This window comes from Blautia sp. RTP21359st1_E11_RTP21359_211015 (genome assembly GCF_040910705.1).
GTDB classification, from domain to species: Bacteria; Bacillota; Clostridia; order Lachnospirales; family Lachnospiraceae; genus Blautia_A; species Blautia_A fusiformis.
Genome location: NZ_JBDGAB010000033.1, coordinates 11983 through 26295 on the forward strand (window position 1 = coordinate 11983; position 14313 = coordinate 26295).

10 protein-coding genes are annotated in these 14313 nt (G+C 47.3%); all 10 read left to right on the top strand.

Going from position 1 to position 14313, the window contains the following annotated elements; translation table 11 throughout:
* Positions 1-12 precede the first annotated feature (12 nt).
* The 10 genes from uvrA to AB5026_RS12035 all read left to right on the top strand — a co-directional run bounded on the left by uvrA (position 13) and on the right by AB5026_RS12035 (position 14260).
* Complete coding sequence (uvrA, locus tag AB5026_RS11990) at positions 13-2862, top strand: excinuclease ABC subunit UvrA (protein ID WP_368213386.1); 2850 nt, start codon at positions 13-15, stop codon at positions 2860-2862.
* A 133-nt stretch (positions 2863-2995) separates the two neighbouring features.
* A complete protein-coding gene (locus AB5026_RS11995) occupies positions 2996-3979 on the top strand; it encodes a rod shape-determining protein (RefSeq protein ID WP_015527433.1) in 984 nt (327 codons plus the stop codon).
* Positions 3980-4104: 125 nt separating this feature from the next.
* Positions 4105-6378, top strand: coding sequence for an ATP-dependent RecD-like DNA helicase (locus tag AB5026_RS12000; protein WP_368213388.1), 2274 nt, complete (start codon positions 4105-4107; stop codon positions 6376-6378).
* A complete protein-coding gene (locus AB5026_RS12005) occupies positions 6375-7082 on the top strand; it encodes a ComF family protein (RefSeq protein WP_021651891.1) in 708 nt (235 codons plus the stop codon). Before AB5026_RS12000 ends, AB5026_RS12005 begins: the two co-directional genes overlap by 4 nt.
* Before the next feature lie 147 nt (positions 7083-7229).
* Positions 7230-7664, top strand: coding sequence for a hypothetical protein (locus AB5026_RS12010; RefSeq protein WP_015527429.1), 435 nt, complete (start codon positions 7230-7232; stop codon positions 7662-7664).
* Positions 7661-8770 (top strand): hypothetical protein, encoded by a 1110-nt coding sequence (locus AB5026_RS12015; protein ID WP_092071964.1) that lies wholly within the window; start codon positions 7661-7663, stop codon positions 8768-8770. The genes AB5026_RS12010 and AB5026_RS12015 overlap by 4 nt, the downstream gene beginning before the upstream one ends.
* Before the next feature lie 42 nt (positions 8771-8812).
* The gene (gene cdaA, locus AB5026_RS12020) at positions 8813-9697 is read left to right on the top strand and encodes a diadenylate cyclase CdaA (protein WP_015527426.1); all 885 of its coding nucleotides are present in this window, start codon (positions 8813-8815) and stop codon (positions 9695-9697) included.
* Entirely contained in the window at positions 9678-10979 is a 1302-nt protein-coding gene (locus AB5026_RS12025; RefSeq protein WP_173722523.1) for a YbbR-like domain-containing protein, read from the top strand. The genes cdaA and AB5026_RS12025 overlap by 20 nt, the downstream gene beginning before the upstream one ends.
* Positions 10980-11037: 58 nt before the next feature.
* Positions 11038-11301: an HPr family phosphocarrier protein gene (locus AB5026_RS12030; RefSeq protein WP_015527424.1), complete on the top strand. Its 264-nt coding sequence runs from the start codon at positions 11038-11040 to the stop codon at positions 11299-11301.
* A gap of 52 nt (positions 11302-11353) precedes the next feature.
* Positions 11354-14260, top strand: a complete 2907-nt coding sequence (locus AB5026_RS12035; protein WP_173739802.1) for a L,D-transpeptidase family protein — start codon at positions 11354-11356, stop codon at positions 14258-14260.
* Positions 14261-14313 lie beyond the last annotated feature (53 nt).

Below are 14313 nucleotides of genomic sequence, written 5' to 3' on the forward strand. Positions count from 1 at the left end.
TAGGAGGCTTTCATGTCAGCAGAAGCAAACGATAAGAAGCGTTTTATTAGGATACGCGGAGCCAATGAGAATAATCTTAAGAATCTTAGCGTCGATATTCCCAGAGACCAGTTTGTGGTACTTACCGGACTCAGTGGCTCCGGTAAGTCATCTCTTGCATTTGATACCATTTATGCAGAGGGACAGAGACGTTATATGGAGTCACTTTCTTCCTATGCGAGGCAGTTCCTGGGACAGATGGAGAAACCGGATGTGGAGAGTATCGAGGGCCTTCCGCCGGCAATCTCCATTGATCAGAAGTCAACGAACCGGAATCCCCGTTCTACAGTGGGTACGGTAACGGAGATCTACGATTATTTCCGACTTCTGTATGCCCGTGTGGGAATCCCGCACTGTCCCAAATGTGGAAGGGAAATCCGCAAACAGACGGTAGATCAGATGGTGGATCAGATCATGACGCTTCCGGAACGCCAGAAGATCCAGCTTCTTGCACCGGTAGTGCGAGGCCGCAAGGGAACCCATGTTAAACTTCTGGATCAGGCCAGAAGAAGCGGATATGTGAGAGTGCAGATCGACGGAAATCTCTATGAGCTTTCTGAGGAGATCAAGCTGGATAAGAATATCAAACATAACATTGAGATCGTTGTGGATCGACTTATTGTGAAACCGGGAATAGAGAAGCGTCTTTCCGGTTCCATTGAAACCGTGCTGGATCTGGCGGATGGTCTGCTGGTAGTAGACACTATGGACGGGAAGCTTCTGAATTTCAGTCAGAGTTTTTCCTGTCCGGATTGCGGCATTAGCATTGATGAGATCGAACCCAGGAGCTTTTCCTTTAATAATCCGTTTGGTGCTTGCCCCCAGTGTCTGGGTCTTGGATATAAGATGGAATTTGATATCGATCTGATGATCCCGGATAAGAAACGGAGTATCAATGAAGGAGCTATCGCTGTTCTCGGATGGCAGTCCTGTACCACCCAGGGAAGCTTTTCCAGAGCGATCCTGGATGCTCTGGCAAGGGAATATGAGTTTTCTCTGGATACGCCTTTCTGTGAGTATCCGAAGAAGGTCCAGGATATCCTCATCCACGGTACCGGCGGTCATTCTGTGAAGGTTTATTATAAAGGACAGCGGGGAGAGGGCGTTTACGATGTGGCGTTCCCGGGACTGATCCGCAATGTGGAGCAGAGATACCGTGAAACCGGTTCCGAGGCCATGAAGCAGGAATACGAGAGCTTTATGCGGATTACTCCGTGCACCACATGTAAGGGACAGAGGCTGAAGAAGGAGTCACTGGCAGTGACCGTGGCGGATAAGAATATTTATGAAGTGACCAATATGCCGGTACAGAAGCTGCAGGGCTTTCTCCGCGATCTGAAGCTTTCAAAGCAGCAGGAGCTTATTGGAAGGCAGATCCTGAAGGAAATCCGCGCCAGGGTTGGATTTCTGGCAGAGGTTGGCCTGGAGTATCTTTCACTTGGAAGAGCTACCGGAACCCTTTCCGGTGGAGAGGCTCAGAGGATCCGTCTTGCCACACAGATCGGATCTGGGCTTGTGGGGGTTGCATATATCCTGGATGAGCCGAGTATCGGGCTTCACCAGAGAGATAATGACAAGCTTCTGGGGGCACTGATGCGTCTCCGTGATCTTGGCAATAGCTTGATCGTGGTGGAGCATGATGAAGATACCATGCGTGCTGCAGACTGTGTCATCGATATCGGCCCCGGAGCCGGAGAACATGGCGGACAACTGGTCGCAATGGGGACAGCTGAGGATCTGATGAAAAATGAGCAGTCTGTGACAGGAGCTTATTTAAGCGGAAGGCTGAAGATCCCGGTACCGGAAGTGAGGAAGGAACCAATCGGATTTCTTCATATAAAGGGTGCGGCAGAGAACAACCTGAAGCATATCGACGTAGATATTCCTCTGGGAGTGATGACCTGTATCACAGGTGTTTCCGGCTCCGGTAAGAGCTCTCTGATCAATGAAATCTTGTACAAGAGACTTGCCAGAGACCTGAACCGTGCCAGAGTGATCCCCGGGAAACATGATGACATCCTGGGTATCGATCAGCTGGATAAGGTGATCAATATCGACCAGTCCCCGATCGGAAGAACTCCCCGTTCCAATCCTGCCACATATACCGGAGTTTTTGACCAGATCCGTGATCTTTTTGCAGCCACCGCAGATGCCAAGGCAAAGGGCTACAAGAAAGGCCGTTTCAGTTTTAATGTCAAGGGCGGACGGTGCGAGGCCTGCAGCGGTGACGGAATCATCAAGATCGAGATGCATTTTCTTCCGGATGTATATGTGCCTTGCGAAGTCTGCAAGGGCAAACGCTACAATCGTGAGACTCTGGAAGTGAAGTATAAGGGCAAGAGTATTTATGATGTATTGAATATGACTGTGGAAGAAGCACTGACATTTTTTGAGAATGTACCGTCGATCCGGAGAAAGATCGAGACCTTGTATGATGTAGGGCTTTCCTATATCCGTCTGGGTCAGCCCTCCACCACTCTTTCCGGAGGAGAAGCACAGCGTATCAAGCTTGCCACAGAACTCAGCAAGCGCAGTACCGGAAAGACGATCTATATCCTGGATGAGCCTACCACAGGACTGCACTTTGCGGATGTCCACAAGCTGATCGAGATCCTGCGCCGTCTGTCTGAAGGAGGAAACACCGTTGTGGTCATTGAGCACAATCTGGATGTGATCAAGACGGCAGATCATATTATTGATATCGGACCGGAAGGCGGTGACAGAGGCGGAACGGTAATTGCCAGAGGAACTCCGGAGGAAGTAGCAGAGAATCCGGTTTCCTACACCGGTAAATATGTGAAAAAATATCTGGAACAGAAATAACCGGTAAAAGTTCTTTTCAATTTCTGTGGTTTTGTATATAATGAAGTGCGGGAACGTTTCGGCACAGACCGGAACAGAATAAGTCATAAATGCGTCAGCATACAGAATGTGTATGACGCAGGCGGGAGGATTTATGCCGGCAAAGGATATTGGAATCGATCTGGGAACCAGAAACAGTCTGGTGTTTTCCACAGGCAAGGGAATCGTTTTAAGAGAGCCCTCTGTGGTTGTTTATGATAAAGATACAGAGAAGATCAGAGCGATCGGTGAGGAAGCCAGACAGATGGCAAGCCATCTGACTTCCAATATGGAAGTGATCTGGCCAATCCGAAGAGGTGTGATCGTAGATTATAATGTAATGGAAAAGATGCTGAAATATTTTATTTCACAGGCTATGGGACGGAGAGCGTTCCGGAAACCGAGAGTCAGCATCAGTGTTCCGAGCGGGATCACGGAGATCGAGCGTAAAGCAATTGAGGAAGCTGCCTATCAGTCAGGAGCCAGGGAAGTTTTTCTTGTGGACGAGCCCATCGCTGCTGCTATCGGTGCAGGTGTAGATATCACCAAGCCATTTGGTAATCTGATCGTGGATATCGGTGCAGGGACCACGGATGTTGCGGTCATATCGGTAGGGGGAGTGGTTGTTTCCGCTTCTGTGAAGGTTGCAGGAGATAATTTTGATCATGCGATTATGAATTATGTACGTGAGAAGCATAGTCTCTTTATCGGGGAGGATGCAGCGGAGAATATCAAGATCAAGATCGGAACAGCCAGTGAAGAAGCGGATCTTCGCACGATGGAGGTCAAGGGCAGAAATATCATCACAGGACTTCCGAAGGTGGCAACACTGACTTCTGAGGAGATCCGGACCGCTTTGCGGGAAACGACCGGACAGATCGTAGAGACAGTCCATGGCGTTCTTGAGAAAACACCGCCGGAGCTGGCGGCAGATATCATGGACCGAGGAATCGTTCTTACAGGCGGAGGTGCCATGCTGCATGGAATGGATGCATTGATCGAGCAGAAAACAGGAGTCAGCACATTGACTGTGCAGGATGCAATGCTTGTAGTGGCTGCCGGAACAGGAAAATATGCGGAAATCATGTCAAGGATGTAAACCGTTATGAGGCGTCCGGACGGCACAGGGTCAGAGAAGAGACTGCCGCAGGAAACTCATACAGATAAGGCGCTGCAGCTGCAGTGCCTTTTGCTGTTATCAGAGGTTTACAGATGGAGAAAAAAATGAGTGAGACAGTTACAGGATATATAGATCATGTGATCTTCCGAAATGAAGATAATGGATATACGGTCATGGTACTGAAAGGGATGGAAGAGGAACGGGAACTGACCTGTGTGGGGACATTTCCTGCGATCACCCAGGGGGCTGCCATTGAAGCTTCCGGAAATTATACAACACATCCGGTGTATGGCAAGCAGTTTCAGATAGCCTCCTACGTAGAAAAAATGCCGGAGGATGCACTGGCCATGGAGCGTTATCTGGGTTCCGGTGCGATCAAGGGGATCGGAGCGGCACTGGCAGCCAGGATCGTACGTCGTTTCGGTGATGATACTATGCGTATTGTAGAGGAAGAGCCGGAGCGGCTGGCTGAGATCAAGGGAATCAGCGAAAAAAAGGCCATGGAGATCGCAGAACAGATGACGGAGAAAGCAGATATGCGCCGCGCTATGATCTTTCTCCAGAAATACGGGATATCACTGAATCTCGGCGCAAAGATCTATCAGAAATATGGGCAGACTGTATATGGAGTCCTGCAGGAGAATCCGTATCGCCTTGCAGAGGATATCAGTGGTGTGGGATTCCGTATCGCAGATGAGATCGCTTCCCGGATCGGGATCCATACAGATTCAGATTACAGGATAAGAAGCGGAATGTTGTATACTCTCCTACAGGCTTCAGGAGAAGGCCATATCTATCTCCCGAAGGAGGAACTTTTTTCCAGGGCATCCGGACTTTTGGGAGTAGATTCCTCCTACATGGAAAAACATCTCATGGATATGGTAGTAGACCGGAAACTGATCCTGAAAGAAACAGAAGACGGTGCAGTTGTCTATCCCACACGATATTATTATCTTGAGCTGAATTCAGCCAGAATGCTCTGTGAGCTGAACATCCTCTGCCCGGAAGATGAGGAGATGATGGAGAAACGGATCAACAGGATCGAAAAGGAGACAGGAACCCGGTTAGATGAAATGCAGAAACAGGCAGTGGCGGCAGCTGCCAGTCATGGTCTGTTCATTCTGACCGGCGGGCCGGGAACCGGAAAGACTACAACGATCAATGCGATTATACGTTATTTTGAAGAGGAAGGCGCTGAGCTGCGGCTTGCAGCTCCCACCGGCCGTGCAGCCAAGCGAATGACAGAGGCTACCGGATACGAGGCTCAGACGATCCACAGACTTCTGGAGCTGAATGGAATGCCGGAGGAAGAGCAGGAAGGCCGTGCAGTTCATTTTGACAGGAATTCGGAGAATCCGCTGGAAGCGGATGTGATCATCATTGATGAGATGTCCATGGTAGATATCGCACTGATGCATTCATTGCTTCTTGCAGTGACAGCAGGGACCAGACTGATCCTGGTAGGTGATGAAAATCAGCTTCCCAGTGTAGGCCCGGGAAATGTTCTGAGGGATATTATCCGCAGCGGCTGTTTTCCGGTAGTAGAGTTGAAAAAGATTTTCCGCCAGGCATCTGAAAGTGATATTGTGGTGAATGCCCATAAGATCAACCGGGGCGAGCAGGTGACCATCAATAACAAGAGCCGGGATTTCTTTTTTCTGAAAAGATATGATGCGGACATCATTATCCGTGTGGTGATCGCACTGATCCAGGAGAAGCTTCCGCGTTATGTAGATGCAAAGCCCTATGAGATCCAGGTGCTCACGCCTATGCGTAAGGGACTTTTAGGTGTGGAGCGGCTGAACCAGATCCTTCAGAGATATCTGAACCCGCCGGATGAAAAGAAAAAGGAGAAAGAGATCGGACAGCGTCTTTTCCGTGAAGGGGATAAGGTGATGCAGGTGAAGAACAATTACCAGCTGGAGTGGGAAATCCTTGGACGATATAAGATTCCTGTGGATAAAGGTGTGGGCGTGTTTAACGGAGATACCGGTATTATGACGGAGATCAATGAATTTGCGGAAACGGCCACCGTGGAATTTGAGGATGGCAGACAGGCAGAATATTCCTTCAAACAGTTTGAGGAACTGGAACTTGCCTATGCAGTGACCATACATAAGTCCCAGGGCTCAGAATATCCGGCAGTGATCCTTCCGATCCTTTCCGGACCAAGGATGCTGATGAATCGGAATCTTCTGTATACAGCAGTGACCAGAGCCAGAAAATGTGTTACCGTAGTAGGCAGCGAGACCACTTTTGCGGAGATGATCCGTAATGAAAAACAGCAGCAGAGATACAGCTCTCTGGACAGACGGATCCGGGAGCTGGATGAATCTGAACAGAAAGAGAGCGCCATCGGGGAGAAAGGACTTTCTTGAAAAAAACAGCAGATTTTTTACTGGACATGCTTTACCCGAAAAAATGCCCGCTGTGTCATCAGATACTGAAAGAAAAAGACCGGCTGATCTGTCCGGAGTGTTCCGGAAAGGTCAGGCCTATATCCGGTCCCAGGTGTATGAAATGCGGAAGACCGGTAAAAATGGAAGAGGAATACTGTGAAGATTGCCGCAAGGGTGCCCATCATTTTACGGAGGGCAGAAGTATTTTCTGGTACGGAGAGGTCTGGAGACAGTCTCTGGTACGATTTAAGTATTACGGATGTCGGGAATATGGGGATTTTTATGCAAAGGCAATGAGCGTCTTCGGAAAAAAATATCTGGAACGGTGGAAGCCTGATCTGATCGTTCCCGTTCCTCTGCATCCCAGAAAAAAAAGGATGAGAGGTTTTAACCAGGCAGCATATCTGGCAGAAAGGCTCAGTGTTCTTACGGGGATCCCATGGAATGAGCATCTGGTAAAGAAGATACGAAGCACAAGATCTCAGAAAAAACTTAATGCCATACAGAGGCGTCAGAACCTGAAAAATGCATATCAGGTAACCGAAAAGATCCCGGGTTTTTCTGTACTTGTGGTGGATGATGTATACACAACAGGAAGTACGGCAGATGCCATGGCAATGTGTCTTCTTGAGGCCGGTGCAGAGAAAGTTTATTTTCTGACAATATGCGCAGGAAGGGCATGAAACAGCCGAAAAAACACTTTTCATAGGTATGGAACTATGCTACAATAAATTTGATTGCAGTTAAACAGTATAACTGTATGGAAAGCGTAATGCAGATCATATATCGGGGATTTTCCTGATAAAGAAAACTTATGAGGAGTTATTTTTATGGTAAATGAAGAAAAAGTGAAGATCATGAACCGTCTGGCCATGTATGAGCATGGAGAAGGCAGGAAGTATCTTCCGGTGAGCAGATATTATCGAAGTGATTATATTGGACTTGCACTGATCAGAAACTTTTTTCTGGTAACGATCGGATATATATTGGGACTTGCAGGCGTTGCCGCATATTTCAGCGAATATCTTATGGATAATGTGAATAAGATTAATCTGGTCGAGGTTGGGATCTATATCATCGTCGGTTATCTGATCGTGCTTGTTGTATATTCGATACTGACCTACATCCAGTATTCTGTGAAATATTTCCGGGCAAAAAAAAGTGTCAGGGAATATTATCAGGATCTTACAAGACTGGAAAAAATCTACGGGCGGGAGGAAAAAAGAAATCCGGTCCGGAGAAATGCAGGAGGACATAGAAAATGACAGCTTTACTTGAGATCAAACAGAATATCAAAAGATTTTACGGACAATATGAAGTATATATACTGCCGGTCCTGAAGTTTGTTCTGGCATTTGCCTATTTTCTCTGGATCAACAGCAATATGGGCTACATGAAACAGCTGGATAATATTTTTGTTGTCCTGATCCTGGCGCTTGTATGTTCGATCCTTCCGGTTTCCGTGATGATGTTTATGGGATTTGCGTTGATGATCGGGCACTGTTATGCAGTCGGGATCGAAACGGCAGGATTTATGCTGCTTCTTATTCTGTTTATGCTGATCCTGTTCCTAAGATTCAGCAGGTCACAGAATCTTGCAATGATCCTTACACCACTTTCCTTCGGATTTGGTGTTCCTGCACTTATGCCGATCGGAGCAGGCCTGCTGGGTAGTGCATTGTCAGCGCTTCCGGCCGGATGCGGTGTTGTGATCTATTATTTTATACGGTTTGTACATGCACAGTCGGCGGCACTCAGTGATCCTGCCGCAGAGATCACAGAAAAACTGAAGCTGATCTCTGACGGACTTGTCCACAACTGGGCAATGTGGATCACAGTGATCGCGTTTGTGGTAGTGATCCTGTTTGTGAACCTTCTGAGAACACGGGCGTTTGATTATGCATGGAGGATCGCTGTCATTGCCGGCGGCGTGATCTATATCCTGGTTATCCTTGCCGGAGATTTCTGCATTAGTATTACGGTAGCCATGGTGCCGATGATCCTGTCCACAGTGATCTCCGTACTGGCAGGATTTGTTCTGGAGTTCTTTGTTTTTGGCGGAGATTACAGCAGAACAGAACGTCTGGAATATGAGGATGATGAGTACTATTACTACGTAAAAGCCGTTCCGAAGGCAACGGTCGCCACTTCTGAGAGAAGCATCAAAAAGATCAATGCGGAGCCGGTAAAAGAAGAAAAAAAAGAAGACAATGTTGTGTCTTTCAGTGATGATGTATTTCCTGAGAAGAACGAAATGCATACAGTAAAGATGCCGGATATGTTTTCCGAAAATACAGTAAGTGAGAAACCGCAGGGATTGGACAAGATCGATTTCGAAAAACAGCTGGAGGAATCGCTGAAGGATCTTTAAACAGGAACGATTGGAATAGCTCAGGAAGAAAGGAGGAGACTTATGCAGAATGTGCTGACAGTTGTGGCCGGATATCTGGGGAAGATTTCCCTTCCGGGATTTGGCGTGATAGATATCATTGAGATCGGACTGATTTCCTTTTTTGTATATCAGTTTATGGCATGGATTAAATTTACACGTGCATATACCCTTCTGAAGGGCATTTTGATCGTCCTTGGATTTATCCTGGTCGCATATATCTTCAAAATGAATACGATCCTCTGGATCTTCCGGAACCTGGCTAATGTGCTGGTGATCGGTGTGATCGTAATCTTTCAGCCGGAGCTGAGGAAGGCGCTGGAGCAGCTGGGACAGAAGAAGTTTGTTTCCAACATTATTCCCTTTGATTCCGGCAGGGAAGTGCAGGAGCGTTTCAATGACAAGACTATCAACGAACTGGTAAAGGCCTGTTTTGATATGGGTGAAGTTAAGACCGGAGCACTGATCGTGATCGAGGAAGAGATCCGGCTTGACGAATATGTGAGAACCGGTATCAATATTGACGGTATCCTTACCAGTCAGCTGCTGATCAATATTTTTGAGCATAATACACCTCTTCATGACGGAGCGGTGATCGTGCGTGGGAACCGTGTAGTAGCAGCAACCTGCTATCTGCCTCTTTCAGATAATATGGAACTGAGCAAACAGCTGGGAACAAGACACAGAGCAGGTGTGGGTATCAGCGAAGCTACGGATTCTCTTACGATCATTGTTTCGGAAGAGACAGGACAGGTTTCAGTGGCCAGAGGCGGAGAACTGTCCAGAGGGCTTAACAGCAAGCAGCTTCGTGAAGTACTTGTTTCTGCTCAGAATAAAAAGGTTGTTGACAACGGTAAGCTGAGAAATCTGCTGAAAGGGAGAGTGAAACATGAAGAAAAATCTGACTAAGAACATCCCTTTGAAGATCATGTCGATTATTGTGGGAATCCTGGTGTGGCTGATCGTAGTAAATGTTGATGACCCTATCATTACGAAAGGCTTTGTGATCTCAGATGTGCAGATCATCAACGAAGCTTATGTGGATCAGCTGGGTGAGATGGTCATGCAGGATGACCGTGAAAATTCCGTACGTGTTTATATTACAGGTGATCGGAAGACAGTCAACCGTCTCACCTCAAGTGATATTAAGGCAGTTGCGGATCTGCAGCAGGCCCAGTCTACCGATACAGATCCTGTAATGATTCCCATTACAGCGACCTGCTCCGGGATACTGCCGGAAAACATTAGTGTATCACCGCAGAATCTGAGTGTCCATCTGGAAAAAAAGGTGACCAAAGAATTTGCGATCAATGTTACCAGTGATGACAGCAAGCCGGCACAGGGGCTGGAGATTGCTTCGCTCACCGCAAATCCGGAAAAAGTCCGTATTACAGGACCGGAATCTCTGGTTGGTAAAATAGATAGTGTGAGTGTGGATGTAAGTTCAAAACTTGACGGGATCGATCAGGATACGATGATCACGGACGCAGAACTGACTATCACAGATAAGAATCAGGACACTCTTTCATCAAATTCCATGAGCTATCTGAAATTTGACAACAACGGAAAGGTTAATGTCACGGCAAAGCTCTGGAAGGTGCGTTCTGATATACGGATCAGTGCGGGATATACAGGGGAACCAGCAGAAGGCTATGTTGTGGATAGTGTCACAACAGTACCGGAGACTTTCAGCGTAGCCGGAAGTGAGGAAGCACTGAACAATCTGAAACTTCAGGGAAATACCATTTATCTAGACAATGAGAATGTGGATATTTCAGGAAAGAGCAATGACGTGGAAAAGAAAGTAAACCTGTCAGAACTTCTTCCGGATGGCCTTAAGCTGACATCCGGATCCAGTACGGACCTCTGGATCACAGTCAATATCCTGCCGGAGGGCAGTAAGATATACAGCTTCCCGACAGAGGATATCAAAGTAAAGGGTCTGCCTGATGATCTGCAGCTGGCATTTGAAGTTGCGGATATTGAACTGAAGGTGCAGGCGGAAGACGGAGATCTTTCCCAATTTGATCTGAAGTCGGTGGGAGCAGTACTTTCCATGGATGACTGGGAGGAGGGAAGCTACGAAGTACCGATCAAAATCAGTCTTCCGGAAGGCTACAAGCTGCTGGAGGATGTAACCGCCGAGATCAAAATCTCCAAGGTTTCCAATGTAGACAGCAGCAGTCAGTAAGTAATCACAGCTTTGGACAAGGCTTGAAGGATAAGTAATATAAAGGGAGACAGCAGCAATGTTAAGTTATAAGGTAACGGTCAGGAACCCGTCAGGGCTTCATCTTCGTCCCGCAGGGCTTTTGTGCGGCGAGGCAATAAAATACAAATCGTCCATAACATTTCAGTATGCCGGAGGTACAGCGAATGCCAAAAGTGTTCTGAGTGTTCTGGGTGCCTGTGTTAAAAGCGGGGATGAGATCACACTGGTCTGCGAGGGTGAGGATGAACAGGCTGCGATAGATGCGCTTGTGGCTCTTATCGAAGGCGGACTGGGCGAATGATACGTAACAGATACAATAATTATTTACAGCAGCATGATCAGGAGGGATTATCGTGAAGAGAAGAGTTGTGGCAATTTTTCTCAGTCTGACATTATGCATGGGCGGAACTCTGGAAGCCGGCGCTGCGGCTTTGGGAAGTACAGACGTGCAGATGGCAGCAGAGACAGCCGGCGATCCGGCTGAGGATGTATTCAGTGATGAAGCGGAAACGACTGTACAGCAGCCAGAGACAGAAGCGAATCAGACAGGTAGTACTGACAGTACAGACAGTTCAGAAGAAACACCTGTTACACCGGAGAACCCCGCAGAGACACCGGATGTTATAGAAACACCGGAGATTACAGAGATACCGGAAACTACAGAAGCACCGGAGGCTACAGAAGCACCGGATGCGACAACAGAAGACAGTACAGATCCGGGCGATGATTTCAGTGCAGGTGATGCACAGGAACTGGATGCACCGTCAGCAGATACCGCAGTACAGAACAAAGTAGAGAACAACAAGGCAGAGGAAACTTCTGCTACCGGAGCATCACTGGTAAACGGTGTAGTCGTTGCCAAGACAAGTGACTGGGTTTCTGCAAACGGTTTTTACAGACTCCGCAAAAAGAAGGTTGCTGCATCTGCAGCCCCGGAGGGAAAAGCTTCTGAGGATCCTGCAGAAAGCAGCGAAGAAGAGCAGAAAACAACAGTTGATGAAACAGCTGCAGCAGCACAGGAGGTACAGCAGACTGAAGAGCTTCCGGAAGGTGCAGCAGAGAGTGAGCAGGCTCAGGTACTCCAGAATGAGTCAGCAGAAGGAGAGCAGGAGACTGCAGCCGAGGAAGGTGCAGCAGAAGAAGTTTCTACAGAGGAAGTATCCGCAGCAGAAGCTTCTGCAGAGGAGACATCCGCAGAGACAGCACCCGTAGAAACAGAGACGGCAGTCGAAACATCAGAGAGCGTAGATAACGCAGAGTCTCTTGCCCAGGATGAAGGGAACGCTTCTCAGGTATCAGAAACAGGTTCCATCGAAGATAATTATTTTACTGCGCAGGATGGTCTTCTTAAGATCAATACCAACGGACATGTGGGATATTATCTTTTTAATGAAGACGGATATCTGGTAACCGGCCGTATGACCCGTGAGCCAGGTGCAGCAGGTTATACCGGAACACAGAAGACAGAATGGTATTTCCTCGAAAACTCCAAAGCTTCCCTGTATTCGGATTCCACCGGAAAAGCAATTACACCGTGGACATCCAATCTTGGCCAGCAGAAGAGAAATTACTGGTTATGGACAGGAACTGTTTTCCGCTATTATAATTCCCAGGGTGATTACAAATCCATAGAGGCTCAGAACCTTGTAGGCAAGATCAAAAAGATCGGAAATGCTTATTATACACTGATGCGTAACGGAAAACCGCGAACAGGAATCCTGAAGCTGACAACCGGTTCCACAACATATCAGTATTACTTCCAGCCGGCATCAAAGGCAGGAGAGATTCCAGGAAAGCTTTTTTATGGCGGATGGACATATGTTTTAAACAGCAAAAATCAAAAACGTTTTATCTATTGTAGTCCGAAGGCTGCCACACGTGGACAGATCATGAAACATGGAGTTTATGTATCACCTGTAATGTCAAAGAAATATCGATATATGCTGAATGCCAGCGGCTATGTTATGACGAATACAATGGCGAAGGCGCAGAATAACGCATATTATGTTTCAGACAGCAAGGGCCGCATCATTACAAAAAAACTTGTGAAGTATAAAGGCAGCAGATATTATTTCGGAGGCAATGGCCAGAGAGTTTCCTGGAAGAACTGCTGGCATGGCTGCCCGGGTGCATCCAACAAGATTTATTATTTCGGAAGCACAGCAGGAAAAGTTGTTGAAAAATATGGCTGGCAGAAGGTGACCGACGCAAAAGGCCAGTTCTTCGGATGGTTTTACTTTGACAAAAACGGAAACCACTATAAGAGCCAGATGATAACAAACAAGTCCTCCAAAAAGAGCTATTACTTTAATAGCACAGGACAGCTTGCAACAGGAAAAACAAAGATCGGCAAAAAATACTATTTCTTTGCAACATCAGATGCCAATGCGCACAGAGGCTGGATGTACAAGAGTACATTGATCCGTTACCAGAATAAGTGGTATTATGCAGGCGGCAACGGTGTTCTGAAAAAGTCAGGCTGGCAGAAGGTAGGTAAATACTGGTACTATCTGCAGAACTATACCGTTGTGACAAATAAATCCATGAAGCGTGGTTCCGTAAATGGTTATCTGGACAGCCAGGGACGTTTTTCCACCGGCTGGGTGATCGTCAGCGATTACTATGATCAGGTCAAATATATCGATCCGGACAGCGGTTCCAAGTATCTGACCAATACAAGCAGATGGATCGATGGAAAACTGTATTACTTTGATAAGGATGGTTACCGCCGTAATGATGTTTCCAGTATTTACGGAGGACCATATTACCTGGAGGTTGATAAGACCAACGGTGTTATGACTGTATACACAAATAGCAGCAAGACCATTCCGGTTAAGACAATCCGTGTTTCTGTAGGTCTCTCCGGAACACCTACATGGGATGGTACATACAGACTGACCCGCAGTCTGAGATGGCAGCCACTGATGGGACCGTCCTGGGGACAGTATGGAACACATGTTGACGGATGCGGACAGGGAGGAATCTTTATCCATTCCGTAGCCGGATCGACCAGGAGTGTTTATAATCTTCCGGCAGGCGAGTACCTGAAGCTTGGTCAGCCTGCATCTCACGGATGTATCCGTACCTGTGTGGCTGATGCGAAGTGGGTATTTGAGAACTGTAACGGTTCTACGATCCACATTTACAGCAGCGGAAATTACGTTAACAATGAATCCTTCAAGGGACCGTTAGGCCGCAGACCGCTGGCAACCTTCCGTGGAGCCGGAAACTTTGATCCTACAGACCCAGAAGTTCCGTGATCTTTACCAAACAGTACCAGAAAGAAATATATAGAATAACCGAAGACCGATGT